The organism is Blastocatellia bacterium, from assembly GCA_025054955.1.
Taxonomy (GTDB): domain Bacteria; phylum Acidobacteriota; class Blastocatellia; order HR10; family J050; genus JANWZE01.
This window is the reverse complement of record JANWZE010000152.1, coordinates 132,191-150,447: the sequence shown is the minus strand read 5'-3', so window position 1 is coordinate 150,447 and position 18,257 is coordinate 132,191. Positions and strand designations below refer to the sequence as shown.

At 55.1% G+C, this 18,257-nt stretch carries 12 protein-coding genes; 3 read left to right on the top strand and 9 right to left on the bottom strand.

Annotated elements, in window-relative coordinates; all coding sequences use genetic code 11:
* Window positions 1-17 precede the first annotated feature (17 nt).
* From NZ823_18530 to NZ823_18505, 6 genes are read right to left on the bottom strand one after another with little or no spacing between them, the layout of a single operon-like run.
* Window positions 18-470, bottom strand: a complete 453-nt coding sequence (locus NZ823_18530; protein MCS6807123.1) for an SUF system NifU family Fe-S cluster assembly protein — start codon at window positions 468-470, stop codon at window positions 18-20.
* Window positions 470-1,723, bottom strand: a complete 1,254-nt coding sequence (locus tag NZ823_18525) for a cysteine desulfurase (GenBank protein ID MCS6807122.1) — start codon at window positions 1,721-1,723, stop codon at window positions 470-472. The genes NZ823_18530 and NZ823_18525 overlap by 1 nt, the downstream gene beginning before the upstream one ends.
* Window positions 1,720-3,066, bottom strand: coding sequence for a Fe-S cluster assembly protein SufD (sufD, locus tag NZ823_18520; protein ID MCS6807121.1), 1,347 nt, complete (start codon window positions 3,064-3,066; stop codon window positions 1,720-1,722). Before sufD ends, NZ823_18525 begins: the two co-directional genes overlap by 4 nt.
* 5 nt (window positions 3,067-3,071) lie before the next feature.
* Window positions 3,072-3,842, bottom strand: coding sequence for a Fe-S cluster assembly ATPase SufC (sufC, locus tag NZ823_18515; GenBank protein ID MCS6807120.1), 771 nt, complete (start codon window positions 3,840-3,842; stop codon window positions 3,072-3,074).
* Window positions 3,843-3,859: 17 nt separating this feature from the next.
* The gene (locus NZ823_18510; GenBank protein ID MCS6807119.1) at window positions 3,860-6,379 is read right to left on the bottom strand and encodes a SufD family Fe-S cluster assembly protein; all 2,520 of its coding nucleotides are present in this window, start codon (window positions 6,377-6,379) and stop codon (window positions 3,860-3,862) included.
* Window positions 6,380-6,439: 60 nt separating this feature from the next.
* Entirely contained in the window at window positions 6,440-6,907 is a 468-nt protein-coding gene (locus NZ823_18505) for an Rrf2 family transcriptional regulator (GenBank protein MCS6807118.1), read from the bottom strand.
* A gap of 685 nt (window positions 6,908-7,592) precedes the next feature.
* Here NZ823_18505 and NZ823_18500 point away from each other — a divergent pair.
* Window positions 7,593-7,784, top strand: coding sequence for a hypothetical protein (locus NZ823_18500; GenBank protein ID MCS6807117.1), 192 nt, complete (start codon window positions 7,593-7,595; stop codon window positions 7,782-7,784).
* Between the two features lie 778 nt (window positions 7,785-8,562).
* Here NZ823_18500 and NZ823_18495 read toward each other — a convergent pair.
* Complete coding sequence (locus NZ823_18495; GenBank protein ID MCS6807116.1) at window positions 8,563-11,634, bottom strand: insulinase family protein; 3,072 nt, start codon at window positions 11,632-11,634, stop codon at window positions 8,563-8,565.
* Window positions 11,635-11,969: 335 nt separating this feature from the next.
* Between NZ823_18495 and hemW the strand changes: the two genes are divergently transcribed.
* A complete protein-coding gene (gene hemW / locus NZ823_18490) occupies window positions 11,970-13,109 on the top strand; it encodes a radical SAM family heme chaperone HemW (protein ID MCS6807115.1) in 1,140 nt (379 codons plus the stop codon).
* Window positions 13,110-13,230: 121 nt separating this feature from the next.
* Window positions 13,231-15,963, top strand: coding sequence for a preprotein translocase subunit SecA (secA, locus tag NZ823_18485; protein MCS6807114.1), 2,733 nt, complete (start codon window positions 13,231-13,233; stop codon window positions 15,961-15,963).
* 61 nt (window positions 15,964-16,024) lie between these two features.
* Here the strand turns inward: secA and NZ823_18480 are convergent, their stop codons facing one another.
* On the bottom strand, window positions 16,025-17,128 hold the full coding sequence (locus tag NZ823_18480) for a PAS domain S-box protein (GenBank protein MCS6807113.1): 1,104 nt from the start codon (window positions 17,126-17,128) through the stop codon (window positions 16,025-16,027).
* A gap of 682 nt (window positions 17,129-17,810) precedes the next feature.
* Window positions 17,811-17,987 (bottom strand): Flp family type IVb pilin, encoded by a 177-nt coding sequence (locus tag NZ823_18475; protein MCS6807112.1) that lies wholly within the window; start codon window positions 17,985-17,987, stop codon window positions 17,811-17,813.
* Window positions 17,988-18,257: the final 270 nt, after the last annotated feature.

The following is an 18,257-nucleotide window of genomic DNA, read 5'->3' as shown; positions in this document are numbered from 1 at the left end:
GCGATGCACGATCGAAATCATTCGGTTGAGACGGCGTCCGTCTTGTGTTCTAATGCCGCCCGCATCGTGTGCCAGGGCAAGGTGGCGCACTTAACGCGCACCGGATACTTCCGCACGCCGGCAAAAATTTCCAGTTTGCCGAGTTGCGGGCCTTCAGTTGAGGGCTCCGGTTGACCTGTCACCAGACTGTGGAATTTCTCGAACAACGCCTGCGCTTCGGCGGGCGTTTTGCCTTTCAAACTTTCCGTCATGACCGACGCAGAGGCTGTTGAGACGGCACACCCAGCGCCTTCAAACATGATCTCTTGAATCACACCGCTTTCGACCACCAGATAGACCGTTACTTTGTCTCCGCATAATGGATTGTGGCCTTTGGCCTCATGAGTGGGATGCTCCAGCTTACCAAAATTGCGCGGCCGCTTGTTGTGATCCAGAATGACCTCTTGGTAGAGATCGCGTAAATCAGACATTAACCAAACACCTCCCTGACCTTGTGCAATGCGGCGACGAGCGCATCAATCTCCTCTTTGGTATTGTAAAACGCCAGCGAGGCGCGAGCCGTCGCCGGCACGCCGAACCGATCCATGACGGGCTGTGCGCAATGATGGCCAGTGCGAATGGCAATGCCTTCCTGATCGAGAATCGTGCCGATGTCGTGTGGATGCACGCCGGCAAGCGTGAAGGAGAGCACACTGGTTTTCTGCCGCGCGGTGCCGATGATGCGTAACCCCGGAATGTTTGACACAACCTCGGTCGCATACACAAGCAGTTCATGTTCGTAAGCGGCAATCGCCTCCAGGCCGATCTCATTGACATACTGAATCGCCGCGCCAAGCCCGATAGCGCCGGCAATGTTCGGTGTGCCCGCTTCAAATTTGTAAGGGAGGTCATTGTATGTTGTCTGCTCAAACGTAACCGAGCGAATCATATCGCCACCGCCTTGGTAGGGAGGCATTGCATCGAGCAAATGAGCCTTCCCATAGAGCACGCCAATGCCCGTCGGCCCGTACAATTTGTGGCCGGAAAACGTGTAAAAATCGCAATCCAGCTCTTGCACATCCACCTTCAGATGTTGCACCGCTTGCGCTCCATCAATCATTATCGGAATCTTCCGCTCATGCGCCAAAGCAATCATGTGACGGATGGGGTTAATCGTGCCAAGCGCGTTTGAGACGTGAACGACCGATACCAATTTGGTCCGGTCACTGAGCAGCTTCTCATACTCGTCCAGCAACAATTCACCATCGTCATTCATCGGGATCACGCGCAGTCGCGCGCCCGTCTGCTGGCAAAGCAATTGCCAAGGCACGATGTTCGAGTGATGCTCCATGGCCGAGATGACGATTTCATCGCCGGGCTGCACGCGGCTCCGGCCGAATGTTTGAGCGACGAGATTGATGCCTTCAGTCGTGCCACGCACGAAGATGATCTCCCGCTCGGACGCAGCATTGATGTAGCGTTGCACCTTCACACGAGCCTGCTCATAGGTTTGCGTTGAGCGCTCGCTCAGGGCATGAACGCCGCGATGAATGTTGGAGCAGTCCTCCGCGTAAAACTGACATACGGCATCAATGACTCGCTGCGGCTTCTGGCTGGTTGCCGCATTATCCAGATAGACGAGCGGTTTGCCATGAACCCGTTGCTTGAGGATGGGAAAATCCTGGCGGATGCGCCAAACGTCGAATGAAGTCGTCGCTCGAAATGTCTCCGCCGCGATGCTCATAACTCCTCCAATGTGGTGTGGCCGTGCGGCACATTCATGAACAAGCCGCATTCTAGGCCGGTGCGAATCGGCGCGATCTTGATGCGGCTGAGGATGTCGCTGGCAAATGCGTACGTCAGGATGTGCCGCGCCGTCTCCAAATCAATGCCGCGCGCGCGCAAGTAATAGAGCGCATCGGCATCCAACTGGCCGATGGTCGCCCCGTGCGTGCACTTGACATCGTCAGCATGGATTTCTAACTGCGGGTTGGTGTTGACCAAGGCATCCTCGGACAAAAGCAAATTCTTATTCGTTTGGCGCGCATCGGTCTTTTGCGCGCCGGGACGCACGATGATCCGTCCGTTGAACACGCCGCTGGCGTGATCGTCGAGGATACCTTTGTAGAGTTCGCGGCTTGTGCCATGTGGCTGGGCATGATCAATGAGCGTGTGGTTGTCTACATGTTGGTGATCCTTGACCATGTACGATCCGTTCAGCGTGCAGTCGCACCCTTCGCCAGCCAAGACGACGTTCACGTCATTGCGCACGAGCCGACCGCCCAGCGAAATCGAGTGAGTCGAGACGCTGCTCTGCCGGCCTTGAGAGACTTGCAACGTGGCCACGTGAAACGCTTTGAGACTTTCCCGTTGCAGCTTGTAATGATCAATCACGGCGCGATCACCAGCAACGATTTCCGTCACCGCATTGGTGAAATAGATGCCGCCATCCAACCCAACGTAGCTCTCGATCAAGTTGACCTGCGCGTTCGCTTCGACCACGATTAAGTTTCGCGGCTGTGCCAGGGCGGCCGGTTCATCCGCAGTCGAAATGAACAAAAGATGAATCGGAGCGTCAACCACCACGCCGGCTGGAATGTAGACAAACGCGCCATCTTCCATCAGCGCGGTGTTCAACGCGACGAACGCCTGCTGCTCAATGCGGGCGTAACGAGCCAGGTGCGGCTCCAACCACGCCGGTTCATGCTTCAACACATGGCCAAGCCCTTGCGCCACGACGCCAGCGGGCAACGCCTGCCGCGACGAAAGCGCCGGCTCATAGACGCCGTTGACAAACACTAACGTATGACATTGCCAACACCCAAACGTGAAACGACTCACCATCTCAGGAGTCACTGCGGCAGGATTCGTTCGGGCTGGGTGAAACTGCTGCCGCGCAATCGGCGCGACATTGGTGAACCGCCACTCTTCATCCCGCGTCGTGGGGAACCCGCGTTCAACGAACTGTTCGAGCGCCGCGCGGCGAATCGCCTGAAGCCAACCAGGTTCGCCGCGGGGGAACGCTTTATGCAACGGCTCTAACCAAGCATGAATCGTGCTGTCTTGCACCGGCTGCGTGTTCGTCATGACGCTCACTCCGAGGCACGCGCCAGCCGCGCCGCCTCTTCTTCAATCCAAGCGTAGCCTTTCTCTTCCAATTCCAACGCCAACTCTTTCCCGCCCGATTTGACTATACGCCCGTCCGACAACACATGGACAAAATCCGGCACGATGTACTGGAGCAACCGTTGGTAGTGGGTGATGACAATCATCGCGCGCTCAGGACTTCGCAGCGCATTGACGCCATTGGCGACAATCCGCAGCGCGTCAATATCCAGGCCGGAATCAGTCTCGTCGAGGATGGCCAGCTTCGGTTCTAGCACAGCCATCTGAAAAATTTCGTTACGTTTCTTCTCGCCGCCGGAAAAGCCTTCATTGACGGGACGGTTGATGAGGCTTTCATCCATTTCGACCAATTTCATCTTCTCTTTGACGAGGTTCAAAAAATCGAGCGCGTCCAGTTCCGGCTGACCGCGATACTTGCGAATGGAATTCAGCGCAGCCTTCAAGAAGTAGACATTGCTCACGCCGGGAATCTCCACCGGATACTGAAACGCCAGGAAAATGCCTTCTCGCGCGCGAATCTCCGGCGGCATCTCCAATAGGTTTTTGCCTTGATAGAGCACTTCCCCCTGAGTCACCTCGTAATGGTCGCGCCCCGAGAGCACATGTGCCAGCGTGCTTTTGCCCGACCCATTCGGTCCCATAATGGCATGCACTTCACCAGCGTTCACCGTCAGGGTAATCCCATTCAGAATTTGCTTCCCTTCGACGCTGGCATGCAGATTGCGAATTTCTAACATCGTCTTTCTTGACTCCTTCATCCCACACTACCTTCCAGGCTGATGCCCAGCAGCTTCTGCGCTTCGACGGCGAACTCCATCGGCAGCTCGCGGAAGACTTCTTTACAAAAGCCGTTGACGATCATCGAAACAGCATCTTCCGCTGAGATGCCGCGTTGCTGACAATAGAAAATTTGATCCTCGCCGATCTTTGAGGTTGACGCCTCGTGTTCCATCTGCGCCGTGCTGTTTCTCACTTCAATGTAGGGGAACGTATGCGCGCCGCATTTGTCGCCGAGCAGCAACGAATCGCACTGCGAATAATTCCGGGCATTATCGGCGCTCTTGAGAATCTTGACCATGCCGCGATACGTGTTCTGACCGTGACCGGCAGAGATGCCTTTCGAGACGATCGTGCTGCGCGTGTTTTTGCCAATGTGAATCATCTTCGTGCCGGTGTCCGCCTGTTGATAGTTGTTGGTCAATGCAACTGAATAAAACTCGCCGACTGAGTTGTCGCCTTGCAAAATACAACTCGGATATTTCCATGTGATGGCCGAACCGGTTTCGACTTGTGTCCACGAAATTTTGGAATTCTTCCCCAGACACTTGCCACGTTTCGTGACGAAATTATAGATGCCGCCATTGCCATCCTTATCGCCGGGATACCAATTCTGCACGGTTGAATACTTGATCGTCGCATTATCTAACGCGATCAACTCAACGACCGCTGCGTGCAGTTGATTCTCATCCCGTTTGGGCGCCGTGCAGTTGTGGACAGCCACACCGCGAACTAAATAACTGTGCGTTCGATCAACATCAATGTTGAAGACGAAATCATCATAGGGTTCCCGCCTCACCTCTTGAATTGGAACGATAAAATGTGTCTCTGTTTCGCGGACCATACTCCACTTCTTGGTATCCGTGTAGCCAACATGGTAGAGCGGCTGACGGTGAATCGTTCGGTCCGAGTGGTTAGAGAATTTCACATCTCCGCCTTCTCGAACCTGTACCCACGCATACGTGCCCAAACGATTCAGCAGCATCTGAATCTGTTGCGCGACGGTTTCCGAGCCTGTGCAGAACCGAATCATCCGGGAGTTCTGGCGGTCACAAATGTTTCCGTCGCCGGCCAGATAAGCGTCCAAGAAAATCCTCGTCTGCCGCGTTGAAAGGCTCATGAGCTCCGCGCTTAAGCGCTTTGAACAGGCGCCTTTCCCACAGTGACGGATGAACCAATCGGAATACTGCTCCGAAAAGAAGCTGATTCCAGCACCATTCCGGTCCGGCTGTTCGATCAGATAGGCTGGGCGTCCCGTCACATTCTTAATGAGGGTGCGAACCCGGTTGATGATTGTGGTCTCATGCAAGCCAAACGAAAATTGATTGGTGTATTGCTTATTGGCCTCGTTGTAGTAGGAACTTCCTTCAGCCAAATAATACCCAAGCAGTTCCACTTCCTCATTCGTAAAGGCAGGTGCCCCTGCACACCGTAATTTTGGAATGAGCACAAAGTCTCCCTTTTCAAGCTGGCCAGCAGGAATCCACGTGGGTTCAGCTTCAAGGAGTTTCTGAGTGTCGGCTTCGGGCAACCATCCGTTCCGGGGCTGACGCTTCACTACCACTGCGGCTCGCTTGATGGCGAGCACAGGATGCTCCGGCGTCAAACGGAATTGATTGTATCGGGAGACAGGACGAATCGTGATCATCTCGCCTCGATGATGTCGTGTCATGACGGCCCGTACTTTCTGTGGCGAGCCGGTGTGGTCGTAGACTACATCACCCGGCTTCAACCGCTCAATGTTAACCCAGCCGGTCGGTGTCCATACTTGCTCGCCAGCCGGATGGCATCCTTCCAAATACGAGACGTAAGCGCCCTCATCCGCAATGATCAGCGTCCGCTCAAACTGGCCTGTATCCGCCGCGTTGATGCGGAAGTACGTGGACAGCTCCATCGGACAGCGCACGCCTTTGGGAACATACACAAACGATCCATCACTGAAGACAGCCGAGTTCAACGCAGCAAAGAAATTGTCGGTGTACGGCACAACTGAGCCAAGATACTGCTGCACCAACTCGGGGTGATGCTGAACCGCCTCAGAAAATGCACAGAAGATGATGCCTAACTCCGCCAGCTTGTCCTTAAACGTCGTGGCGACCGAAATGCTGTCGAACACGGCATCCACAGCGACGCCAGCTAGAATTTCTTGCTCCCGAAGCGGAATGCCGAGCTTTTCATAGGTCTCCAACAAGACCGGGTCAACTTCATCCAGGCTCTTGGGCCGCTGCTTCAGCTTGGGAGCGGCATAGTAAATGATGTCTTGATAGTCAATCGGCGGATAGTGGACGTTCTGCCATCGCGGCTCTTGCATGGTGAGCCAGTGACGATACGCTTTCAGGCGCCACTCCAGCATGAATTCAGGTTCGTTCTTCTTGGCCGAAATCAGGCGAATGATGTCCTCATTCAATCCGCGCGGCACAACATCGGCTTCGATATCAGTTACGAATCCGTACTTGTACTCCTTGCTGGCCAGTTCTTGAATCGTTGTCGAGGTCATACCCTCTCCCCCGTGCTGATTTATTCCACACTAAAAAGTCATGATTAAGCCGAAAAAAATTTAGACTGCTTCAAACTGAGCGCGGCTCTTGGCCATCAGTCTCATCTCCACTTCACTCTCATCGTCAAGCAGTTGCAACAAAGAAATACGGTCGAGCATGCTTTGAACATAAAAAGCCACCTTCCACAGGGGGCGTAGCCCACAATTACGAATATGCACGCACGAGTCCAGATTGCCGGTGAACTGATTGCAAATCTCCACATCCGATGCGAACCCGCCCAAGGCTCGTATCACTTCGCCAAGAGAGATCTGCTCGGGCGGCCGGCTCAAACAATAACCGCCGCTGCTGCCACGCACGCTCTTGGCCAAACCGGCACGATTGAGCAGATAGAGAAGCTTCTCAACATACGCGACAGAGAGCCCCTCACGACTAGCAATTTCCTTCACTGACAATGTGGTGTTTGGTGGTTGCATCGCCAATTGCAGGATGCAACGCAGGCCGTATTCCTCTTGTGCAGTAATTCTCATAACGTAACTTCCAACTTAAGACCGAAGTCTGACATAATCTGACTAAATTGTCAAGTATAGCAAACTCAAAGAGAAGCAGCGGTTGATCAGAACCCAGCGCGACCGCATCATAAAAAACCAACTGCGCAGAAGGGGAAATCCGAAGCTCCAAATCCGAGACTCGAAACAAAGTCCAATGACCAAACTACAAAAAATCCGAAGCCCCTGCGGGGAAATCCCAAGCACCACACCCGAAATCCGAAACAAAGTCCAATGATCAAACTAGAAGCGGTCTCATAAATACCCCGGTTTGTTACAAAGTTATGGCAAGACTAGAAGAATTAAGCGACGAGCAATGGGCAGTGATCGAGCCTCTTAGTCCACCTCCTGCACACCGTGAAGACGGTCGTGGCCGGCCGTGGAGAGATACGGCAGAGGTGCTTAAGGGCATTCTCTAGGTCCTGCGGAGCGGGGCTGGGTAGAACGATCTGCCTGAGCGCTTTCCTCCCTCCCAGACGTGCCATCGCCGATTCCAACAGTGGGTACGGGACGGAACGTTACGGCAGGTGCTGCAGGCGCTGGCGGAAGACCTGCGCCAACGCGGCCGAATTGACCTGTCCGAATGCTTCACTGACGGCACATTTGTTGTCGCAAAAGAAAGGGTCTCGACGTGGGAAAGACCAAGCGGGACAAAGGGACGAAGCTCATGGCCGTAGCAGACGACGCTGGTCTTGCTGGCGCCGTCAACATGGCGTCTGCTCGCCCGCATGAAGTCACCCTTGTCGAAGCAACGCTCGATCAACGCGTTGTCTCACAGGAGCCTGAGCGATTGGTCGGCGACCGGGTCTACGACAATAATCGGCTTCGCCAGAAGATGGCCGACGGGGCATTCAAATGATCGCGCCGCACAAGAAGAACCGAAGGCGGCCACGCAGGATGGTCGCCGGTTGCGCCGCTCCATGCGACGGGGGAAGGTGGAGCGGCTGCGGGCGTGGCGGCAAAGCTTTCGACGCTTGGTTGTGCGCCAGAAGTATCATCCAGAGAACTTTCTCGGCTTCGTTTATCTGGGCTGCATCATGATTCTGCTCAGGTGTATTTATGAGACCGCTTCTAATCATATTCACTGCGCGAGATTACGTCAGTGGCGTGATCAAGGAAATTGATGAGGACTTTCTTGTTCCGGAGAAACAGGATGGAAGCGGGCTTACAGCCATTATAGAAGATTGGAGGAGATTGCTGGTTTCAGAATTCCGCGGACCAGTTAGGGCTGAAGAGGTTCCATGATCGAGTACCAGTTTTCAGAGCATGCCTATGACATGTTAAGGGAATCGCCCATGTGCTCCGCGACCGCCACGAACCATGAAAATGAAGTGCAGGCAGGAATTGCCTGTGCCACTTTTTCTAAGGAGTTGTTCATGCCGTCTGGACGACGCCCAGAAACGATCAAGAACGCCACAGGCGGGAACGCCCGTGCCACTTTTTCTGAGGAGAAAGCGCCGTCGCCGCTTCGCTCTGCCGGCGCACTCCAAGATAAAGCGAGGAATCGCTCATGTGCTATCGCACACCACGAAGGATGAAAATGTTATTTTTAGGAGAGATGATCGCTGTTTCTCGAAAGTCCTCACACCTTGAGGTGCAAAACCGTGCTGAGAAACCAGCGTAAGCAGCGCCAGTTTTCAGGGCTTGCGGACCACGCCCACGCCGCGTTGAGTCCATTTGAAATACTGGCCGGCAACAGCGCGAATTTTCTCTTTGGTCACAGCACGCACTCGCTCACTGTAAGCATCCACGTCGGCAGGCTGGCCATTCAAGAAGATGCGTCGCGTGTAAGCCAAGACGCGAGCAACATGCTGATCAAGTCTTACAGCGTGGGCGCTGACGGCTGAATTGACGCCGAGAGCCAGCTCATCATCTCCGATAGGCTCGGCCACGAGCCGGTTGAACTCCCGCTCCAACACATCACGGGCGGGCGCGTCGTGTTCCGGTCGAAGCAGTAGCGAAGCGAAAAAGCCACCGGACAGGAGCCGCGGCTCATAGATCGCTTCTGCGTGATAGGCCAACGTTGATTCACCGCACAGTTGATCTGTCAGCCGACTGCCAGCGCCTGACATGAGCTGTTGAATCACATCAAACACGTCGTGCTCGTCCATCTTGTTTTGCGGCGCCAGAAAACCGACAGTCAGGGCTGACAAGGTGTTGTCCGCCTGCGCCTGCTCGCGCGGTTGAGCAGGGGGCGACGGGATAACGGCGCGGAATGTTCGATCTGTCTCCTGGCGACGGAATTCTCTACCGATTACATTGGAGACCAGAATCGAGCCGTCCGTATCACCCACGATGATCGCAATAGGAAATTGCTGACCAATGGTGCGCTCGCGCCACGCGCGTAATTGCTGGGCGGTGAGAGCCTGAACGACCTGGGCCTGACCCAGCCGTGGCAAACCATACGGATGCGATCCGAGCAGCGCCTGCCAGGCCAACTGGCGCGGCTGCGGACCGCGCCGACGAATTTCACTCAGTAACGCCGCGCGGGCGTGATTTACATTTGCCTCTTCAAATGTGGGTCGTTCGATGATATCTACCAATGTTCTGAGCGCCTGTTCCTGATTGCGGGATAAGACGTTCAGGATGAAACCAAAAAAGTCTGCCTCGTTGACAATATGTAGCTCGGCGCCAAGCTGCTCCAATTGGATCGCCAGCATGTCGCCCGAAACAGCCACTTCGTCGCCGCGTTCGATTGGCGCGCCGGTCTCTGGATTCCATTTGCTTTTGACGCCACGCGCCATCGCGCGCAGCATCAATTCAGTGATGCCGTTATTGGCGGCCTCTTCAAACAGGCGGCCTCCCTGAAAGAAAAGTCCTATTGCCACCGTCGGACGCGCGCGGTCTTCACGCACGTAAGCGCGCGAACCGCGCAGAACCGAATAGTTGCGAATTGGCTCCGGTTGCAGTGAAAACAGCATCGCTTCGGTCTCGTCTGTCGGACGCGCACGTTGCCCTTGGCGGATGAACGGCATGGCAGGGGACGATGCGGCTCGGCCGGCTTCGACCGGCTTGTCAATTCCGGGAATCTGTTTGGTCAGCCAGTTAGCAATACTCTCGGCCGTTGTGCCCGGCGCGCTCAGCCCTGGCGGGAGCACTTCGTAGATAGCGACATTCGTGAGCATAAAATACTTGGCCGCGACCCGCTGTACCTGCTCGGCCGTGACACTGCGAATCCGCTCGACGAAACGATCGGCTTCCTGATACTCACCCATCACTGCCTCGGCTTGCGCTAATTCGGCGGCTTCGTCGTGCAACATGGCGCGACGATCGTAAAACTGCCGTTCCAACAATGATTGTGCTCGTTGCAACTGGCCAGGTGAGATGAACTCACGACGCAGTCGCTGGATCAAATTAAAGAATGCCAGCTCGGCTGCATTGAACTGTCGTGGTGGCGCCCAGCACTGAAACAACCATAATTCTATAGCCCGCGACTCGCCAGTGATGGCTCGTGACAACGTGAGTCGTGTCAGCGTCGCAGGCGCCGACAGAACCGATTGCAATTCGTGCTGAAGCTGCGACATCTGCCCCAGGCCAAGCACGGCAGCCAATACGTCGAGGGCAGCTCGATCCGACGGCTCGATGGCATCAAGCCGATAGCCGACCGTGAGCAACGCCTGATCAATTGCCATCTCCTTTCGATCGTAGCGCAATTGATTACCAGTCGCCGTCTGCTCTTCGGATTGCGGTCGAGGCGGCGCCGCCAATTGGATTGCGGGTTGTGGATTCATCGGGCTCGATTCTTGACGGCTAACTCGCGTCTCCTGAGCCGTCGTTTCCGCCTTCTGCTCGCCGCCTTGCGATTTCTGCAGTCTGTGCTCTGCGGGCTGCGGGCTGAGCTCTACGATAGGCCACGCGCCGTAACCGCGTTGAATCGGCTCGATGACAGTGAACGGATTCACCGCGCCCACCAAACTGAGGATGACATTCCCCGGCCTGTAATGCGTCTGGTAGAACGCGACAGCAGCTTCCACCGGGATCGCTCGCAGGCTCTCAATGGCCGGCATGCGGGCAATCGGATGGCCCGGCATGGCCAATGCAGCAACGGCCGAAGATGCCTGCGTGGCCAGATCATTTTGACGCGCATCGTACTCCTGCCACAGCAGCTCAGCTTGCCGCTTAATGGTTTCTGGGTCGAATGCAGGCTGTTGCAGCATGTCGGCCAAAATGTCCAATGCTTGACGTGCTTTCTCTGCGGGAAGCGCCACGCGATAAACCGTATGGTCGTCGGCTGTATGCGCATCAAACACACCGCCCAGCATGCGCAGTTCGCGCACAGCTTGCGTCTTAGGCCGACGGGTTGTGCCGTGCAGCAACAGTCGCTGAACGAGCTGCGCGACGCCCCAACTTCCTTCCGGCTCGTTCAGTCGTCCGGCCTTGACATAGGCTGCAATCGCGACCATCGGCCTGGCGTATTTCTCACGAACCAGCACCGTCAATCCATTCTTCAAAAGGAACCGCATGGTGGCCGTTTTGGGATCAAACGCCCGTTTGACAATCTGGCCGCCGGCAGCAATGGCTCCGGTGTTCGGCTCAGCGCTCGGCTCAGGAGCCTTCTCCGGCGTCTTCTCTGCTGGCTGTTTCTCTGGCTCAGTTGGACGCGGACGAATGGCTGGTCTTTGCCGCCCGCTTTGAGCCAGTCCACTCATCGGGTGGAGCCACCATAATCCAACAACAAGCAGCATGGCGATGGTTATCCATTTCCTCATAAGCGTTCACCTCTGTGAGCGAATTGTAGCACGACAACGTGATGGCTTCGTAACCGGCTGAGGTTGATTCGCTGGCCTTAGTGACAGTCTGCTGATCGTGAGGGGAAAAGCCCGTCAACAACGTTGGTCAATCCACACTCGATCAAAAAGAGCGCCTGTAAGCTGGTGGTTGCCCTCTGATGTGATCAGCTTTACAATTGCCCTGCCTATGAACAAATGCGTGTTTGCAACCGCGCTTCAAACGATGGCCGGCCGGCTGCTGCCGGTTAGAGCGATGGCTGGCAACCGCTCGGCTCACAACCTTGCCTTTGCTAACGTGATGTTCTGGTGACACCATGCCAGTATGGGGCATTTACATTCATGTTCCCTTCTGCCCGTATCACTGCGCTTACTGTGATTTCGACGCCGGCGTTTTCCCGGCCCGGTTGAGGCAGCCTTACGTTGAGACGGTTATCAACGAGATCGCTCACACGCGCGCCAACCTGTATCCGGACGGGCTGACAGCAGATACGATCTATTTCGGCGGCGGCACGCCGGCGCTACTGACCGCTGAGCAACTGCAACAAATCATTGAGGCAGTTCATCACCACTTCACCATCGCTGATGATCCAGAGGTCACACTCGAAGCCAACCCCGAATCCATCAACGAAGAGAAGGCTGAACAACTCAGACGAATCGGCATCAATCGCGTCAGCATCGGCGCGCAATCGTTCATTGAGCGCCATCTGCGCCAGTTAGGGCGCAGGCATACGGCGCAAGACGTGTGGGCATGTTTTAGGATTTTGCGAGAGGCTGGACTGAGCAATCTCAATCTGGATTTGATCATCGGCTTGCCCAACCAATCACTGACCGAGTGGCAATATACTCTCGATCAAGCCTTGGCGCTGCGGCCAACACATATCTCCGCCTATTTGCTGGAGGTGCATGAAGGCACGCCGTTGGCCAGACAGCTCCAACGGGGACGTTGGCCTCAACCGGATGAAGAATTGAGCGTTCAGATGTACGAGCTGCTGTTGGATCGCGCGCGGGCTGAAGGATATGAGCACTATGAACTTTCCAACTGGGCGCTGCCTGGATTCCGCTCGCGTCATAACCTCAAGTACTGGTCAGACACACCATATCTTGGATTCGGTTGCAGCGCGGCCAGCTATGATTGGGTTGAGCGTCGCGTCAATGTGAAAACGCCTGGCGCCTACATCGAACAGGTTGGTCGGCTGGGTCACGCCATCTGGATGCGAACGCCTGTCACTCAGCAGACGCGCCGACAAGAAGCCTTGTTCCTCGGATTGCGACAAATCGGCGGGATCAACCTGCACCAGTTTCAAACGCACTATGGCATAGACGTGTGGGCTGAGTACGAAGAAGCGTTGACGCCATTGATCGAAGCAGGATTGGTCAGCCGAGAAAACGGCTGGTTGAAACTGACACGTCGTGGGCTGACGCTATCCAATGAAGTGCTCACCGTGTTTGTATGAAGAGACCCTTACGCTGCATGCCTGGACAAGGGCGCGGCTGTTCGCGCTTGGTGGTTGCCTTGTCACATGACTGTCACTAAAATTCTTTGCCTGAATCATCTTCCGGCCAAGGACTTGAGCAATGTTCAACAAAATTCTTACCGCCATCTTTGGAAGTGCCAATGAGCGTTACCTAAAGCGACTCCGTCCACGCATCGAACAGATCAACGCGCTGGAGCCGGAGGTCAAGAAATTGACTGACCAGCAACTGCGAGACAAAACCGCTGAGTTCCGACAACGACTTGATCGAATGCTCGAGTCAGTGCCAGAAGAGCACATGAAAGTCCGGCTGCAGGAGGCGCTGGACGAATTGTTGCCGGAAGCGTTTGCCGTCGTGCGCGAAGCGTCGGTCCGCACAACCGGCATGCGCCACTTCGACGTGCAACTGATCGGCGGGATCGTGCTGCATGAAGGCAAAATCGCAGAGATGAAGACCGGTGAAGGTAAAACACTGGTGGCAACCCTGCCGGCCTATCTCAACGCGTTGGCCGGCAGAGGCGTGCATATCGTCACCGTCAACGACTACCTGGCCAAGCGCGACGCGGAATGGATGGGCAAGATTTATCGCTTCCTCGGTTTGACCGTTGGCAAGATCATTCACGAGCTGGACGACAACGAGCGCCGTCAGATGTACGCCTGCGACATCACCTACGGCACGAATAACGAGATTGGATTTGACTACCTGCGCGACAACATGAAGTATGAATTGAGCCAATGCGTGCAGCGCGGCCACTACTACGCCATCGTTGACGAGGTTGATTCGATTCTGATTGATGAAGCGCGCACGCCGTTGATCATCTCCGGCCCGTCGGAAGAGAACACACAACGCTACTACGACGCCGACGCCGTTGTGCGACGATTGCGTCGAGACATTGACTTCATGGTGGATGAGAAAGCACGCTCAGCCGCATTGAGCGAGAGCGGCGTTGAGCGGGCTGAACAACTGCTCAACTGTGGCAATTTGTTTGATCCAGCCAACATGGAGATTCTCCACTGCGTCAATCAGGCGCTCGTGGCTCACACGCTCTACCACTTAGACCGTCACTACGTGAACAAAGATGGCGAGATCATCATCGTGGACGATTTCACCGGACGCCTCATGCCGGGTCGGCGGTGGTCAGACGGTTTGCATCAGGCAATTGAAGCCAAGGAGGGCGTGCGCATCGAGCCGGAAAATCAGACGTTGGCCACGATCACCTTCCAGAATCTGTTTCGTATGTACGAGAAGCTGGCTGGCATGACCGGCACGGCGGAAACCGAAGCAGAAGAATTCGCCAAAATCTATAACCTCGATGTGGTGGTGATCCCAACGCACCGGCCGATGATCCGTGACGATCGTCCCGATTTGGTCTACCAAACGCTGGCCGAGAAATGGGACGCCGTCGTGCAGGAGATCAAAGATTGTTATGAGCGCGGACAGCCGGTGCTCGTCGGCACGGTCTCGGTGGAAAATTCAGAAATGCTCTCCAAGCGGCTCAAGAGGCTTGGCATCCCCCACAATGTGCTAAACGCCAAATACCACGAGCGCGAAGCGGAGATTGTCGCGCAAGCCGGTCGCAAGAAGGCCGTCACGATTGCCACCAACATGGCCGGACGCGGCACCGACATTCTGCTGGGCGGCAATCCGGAGTTCTTGGCGCGTGAAATCCTCAAGAAAAAGGAGATCAATCCCGAAGACGCGACGCCTGAACAATGGGCTGAGGCCGTCAAAGAAATGAAGAAGATCACTGACGCTGAACACGAGGAAGTGGTCGCGCTGGGCGGCTTGCATATCCTCGGCACAGAGCGACATGAATCGCGGCGCATTGATAATCAGCTTCGTGGCCGCGCCGGTCGTCAGGGTGACCCTGGCTCGTCCCGCTTCTACCTTTCTTTAGAAGATGACTTGATGCGTATCTTCGCTGGCGAGCGCGTGCGCCGGATCATGGACCGTCTGGGCGGCTGGCCCAAAGGCGAACCGATTGAATCCAAGATGGTCTCCAGAGCTATTGAGCGCGCGCAGAAATCTGTCGAGGCGCACAACTTCAGTATCCGAAAACACCTGCTCGAATATGACGACGTGATGAACAAGCAGCGGCAAACGATCTATAGCCTGCGCCGACAGTTGCTCAGCGAAACCGACCAACGCGATTACATTCTCAGCATCGCGCAAGACCTCTTTGAGGACATGGTTGATCAGTATCTAAACACAGACCTGAGCCCGCAGGAGTGGGACTTCAACGGCCTGAAGCTGGACTTGCGCAATATCTATGGATTTGACCTGGAGGCTGAAGTCCCCGATTATGAGCACATGAGCAATGCGGAGCTGAAGCAGACGGTCTGGCCAAAACTCGAAGCGATTTATACCACCAAGGAAGCGTTAATCGGCCCCGACCTGTTACGACAGTATGAGCGTGCCATCATGCTCAACGTCGTGGATGCTCAATGGAAAGATCACCTGCTCGTCCTTGATCATTTGCGAGAAGGCATCGGACTGCGCGGATATGCGCAACGTGATCCGTTGGTTGAATACAAACGAGAATCCTTCGAGCTGTTTCAGGCCATGCTGGATCGAATTGATCGTGACACGATTCGATTTCTATGGAATATCCAGGTCACCGTCCGCGAGCCGTCAGCCGAGCGATTGCGCCGCCGCGCGCCCCGACATGACCGACTCCAATACAAACATGATGCCGCCAATGTCCTGGACGGCAGCAACACTGCCGATAATCAACCCCGCACGGTCCGGCATGAAGGGCCGCGTGTCGGTCCGAATGAACCCTGCCCATGTGGCAGCGGCAAGAAATACAAGAAATGTCACGGCCTCAGCCATTGAGCTGGGAAGCGAACGAACGCTCGCTCAAGCTGGGCGCTCGCATGACCCAGCGCAAATGACCTCACGCTGATGCCTCGGCCAGGCCGCTGAGCGCGGCTGATTCATTCACCGGCAATTCGATGGTCAAGGTCAGTCCACCATCAGGCTGATACGCCAGGCGGGCTGTCCCGCCATGTTGGCGAATCACGTTATAGGCGAGCGCCAGGCCTAATCCTTTATCTTCCTCGCGCGTTCTGTAGACAGGCTCGAAGAACTGATTCAGATCGCCAGAATACCGACCGGAACGGTGATCCACCAGCAGCACTTGCACAAACTGCCCATGCGGCTGTTTCAGGCATGTACGCAGGCGAAGCCGCCCGCCGGTGGTGTCCCTGCCCAGCGGTTTGCGGAACCAGGTTAAAAGATGGGTCAACATCTCTTCCAATTGCGCAGCATCCGCCATGATCGTAGGCAAGTCAGCGGCCAGCTCAACCACGACCTCTATGCCACAAGCGCGTAAGGCCTCGCGCTGCCCCTCCAGCGTCGTCATGACCAACGCATTCAAATCAACAATTTGTTTTCGCGGCGCCTGATTGCGGGAAAGAGCCAAGACATCATGAATCATACGGCGCGCACGGTTAGCTTCGCTGGCGATCATCTGCAGGTCTGATTGATCCTGCTCATCAAGGGTCAGATGCGAAAGCAGTATCTCCGAGAAGCCAACAATCACCGTGAGCGGATTGTTCAACTCATGAGCAAGCGCCGACACAAAACGGGCAATGGCCGCTGCCTTGGCGCTTTGAATCAAGTGGGCTTGCTCCTGTTGTTGTTCCTTCATAGCCCGTCCAGCCAACAAAACAGCCGCTGCCCCGTTGTAAGTCAGTGGCGCACAAACGGTGTGCAACGAGATCATTTGACCATTCTTATGAATAAAGTTGACGCTCGCTTGAAAGGAATCCAACGAACCCTTCAGCAGCTTGTTGATGTTGGCGAGCGCCTGCGGCTGGTCAGGAGCCAGCAGACGGCTTATCGGCAAGCCGTGAAGTTCCTCTGGCGTGTAACCAAGAATGGTTGTCGCAGCCAGATTACAATAGCAGGGCTGCTCGTGCTGGATGATCATAATCACATCTGGAGATCGTTCTACGATTAAACGATAAACGTCATTGACCTCTGTCTCTGGTGTCATCAGAACCGTCATGGAGAGTCAACCACGCTTCATCTCTGCACTTCGATCAGCTTTGTAGACCCAGGCGTAGTATGAGAGAAGCTCTAACCGAAGTCAAGCCAGCCGACGCTGAACTTAATCGAAGTCAAGCCAACGGACGCTGAAGAATGTAACCGGCATCGTGATGCTTCAATCCATACTACGCAGCACGAACGTTGGGGATTGGCGGCCGATCATCTGGCAGGTGTCGGCAGACGCCACAGTGGAGGTAGTCCGACGTGCAACGTATGGATCAGCAGAGCGAAGCCAGAGTGGCGCATTAGACCAGTGCGCGTTTGTGGCAACACATTGAAGAACGTGAACGAGTTGATCGAGAAACGCGTGGCGCCTCTTCAAGGCGCGAATGTTAACAATTCACTTCTTTCCAGACGTTGCACGTCTAGCTACCATCGTGTGGGCGGCTGCCGCTGCCACTGTTCGTCGCTCGCTCAGCTCGACGCACCGGACCTCATGGCATACACCGCGTGTGAGGTCTCATTGTTGCAACAGTTGATTCGGGATTGAAACAAAGTGAGGAAAGACTTCTCCTTTTCCACGCCGACCGTTGTTGTTGTTTTTACAGGTCGGCTGAACTCGTTCAACGGCCCCCGTCCCCTCCTCCGATTCACCAGCATCTAGAATCGGGCACGCTGATTGACATTTGCTACGGGCCTGGCAGTGGGATCACGCTATCCAATAAATTGAATATCTCGATCCCTAATGATTGAAGCGCGCTGATAGCCACGATGGCGATCAAGATGGTCACCAACCCATATTCCATCAATCCTTGACCATCATCGTCGCTCAACAGCCTGATTGTTGTTATTAAAAGGTCTTTCATGAACCCTCCACCAATATGCGAAGCTCGATGTCTGATGGAGCTCGCACTCCCGAATTAGCCTGGGGAACAGTCTCAACGTCGGTGCAGTTTTAGAATACCAAAATTCGACAGAAATGGCTAGAAAAATTTTATGTCAGCAACGCTCGGATGCTTAAAAATGGCCAACACACGCGGTTTTCTCCAAGCTGAAGTAGGTTTTTGTTTCAACAGTGGATTATGCGTTGCACGTTTGCAAAGTTCGAAGATCGTGGCCGTGAAGTTCATTCGGCC

What these genes read in the sequence shown, in the direction of transcription:
- NZ823_18475 (MCS6807112.1), bottom strand. Translation starts at nt 17,987, where the DNA reads ATGAAAGACCTTTTAATAACAACAATCAGGCTGTTGAGCGACGATGAT.
- NZ823_18530 (MCS6807123.1), bottom strand. Translation starts at nt 470, where the DNA reads ATGTCTGATTTACGCGATCTCTACCAAGAGGTCATTCTGGATCACAAC.
- NZ823_18505 (MCS6807118.1), bottom strand. Translation starts at nt 6,907, where the DNA reads ATGAGAATTACTGCACAAGAGGAATACGGCCTGCGTTGCATCCTGCAA.
- secA (MCS6807114.1), top strand. Translation starts at nt 13,231, where the DNA reads ATGTTCAACAAAATTCTTACCGCCATCTTTGGAAGTGCCAATGAGCGT.
- sufD (MCS6807121.1), bottom strand. Translation starts at nt 3,066, where the DNA reads ATGACGAACACGCAGCCGGTGCAAGACAGCACGATTCATGCTTGGTTA.
- sufC (MCS6807120.1), bottom strand. Translation starts at nt 3,842, where the DNA reads ATGTTAGAAATTCGCAATCTGCATGCCAGCGTCGAAGGGAAGCAAATT.
- hemW (MCS6807115.1), top strand. Translation starts at nt 11,970, where the DNA reads ATGCCAGTATGGGGCATTTACATTCATGTTCCCTTCTGCCCGTATCAC.
- NZ823_18525 (MCS6807122.1), bottom strand. Translation starts at nt 1,723, where the DNA reads ATGAGCATCGCGGCGGAGACATTTCGAGCGACGACTTCATTCGACGTT.
- NZ823_18500 (MCS6807117.1), top strand. Translation starts at nt 7,593, where the DNA reads ATGGCCGTAGCAGACGACGCTGGTCTTGCTGGCGCCGTCAACATGGCG.
- NZ823_18510 (MCS6807119.1), bottom strand. Translation starts at nt 6,379, where the DNA reads ATGACCTCGACAACGATTCAAGAACTGGCCAGCAAGGAGTACAAGTAC.
- NZ823_18480 (MCS6807113.1), bottom strand. Translation starts at nt 17,128, where the DNA reads ATGACACCAGAGACAGAGGTCAATGACGTTTATCGTTTAATCGTAGAA.
- NZ823_18495 (MCS6807116.1), bottom strand. Translation starts at nt 11,634, where the DNA reads ATGAGGAAATGGATAACCATCGCCATGCTGCTTGTTGTTGGATTATGG.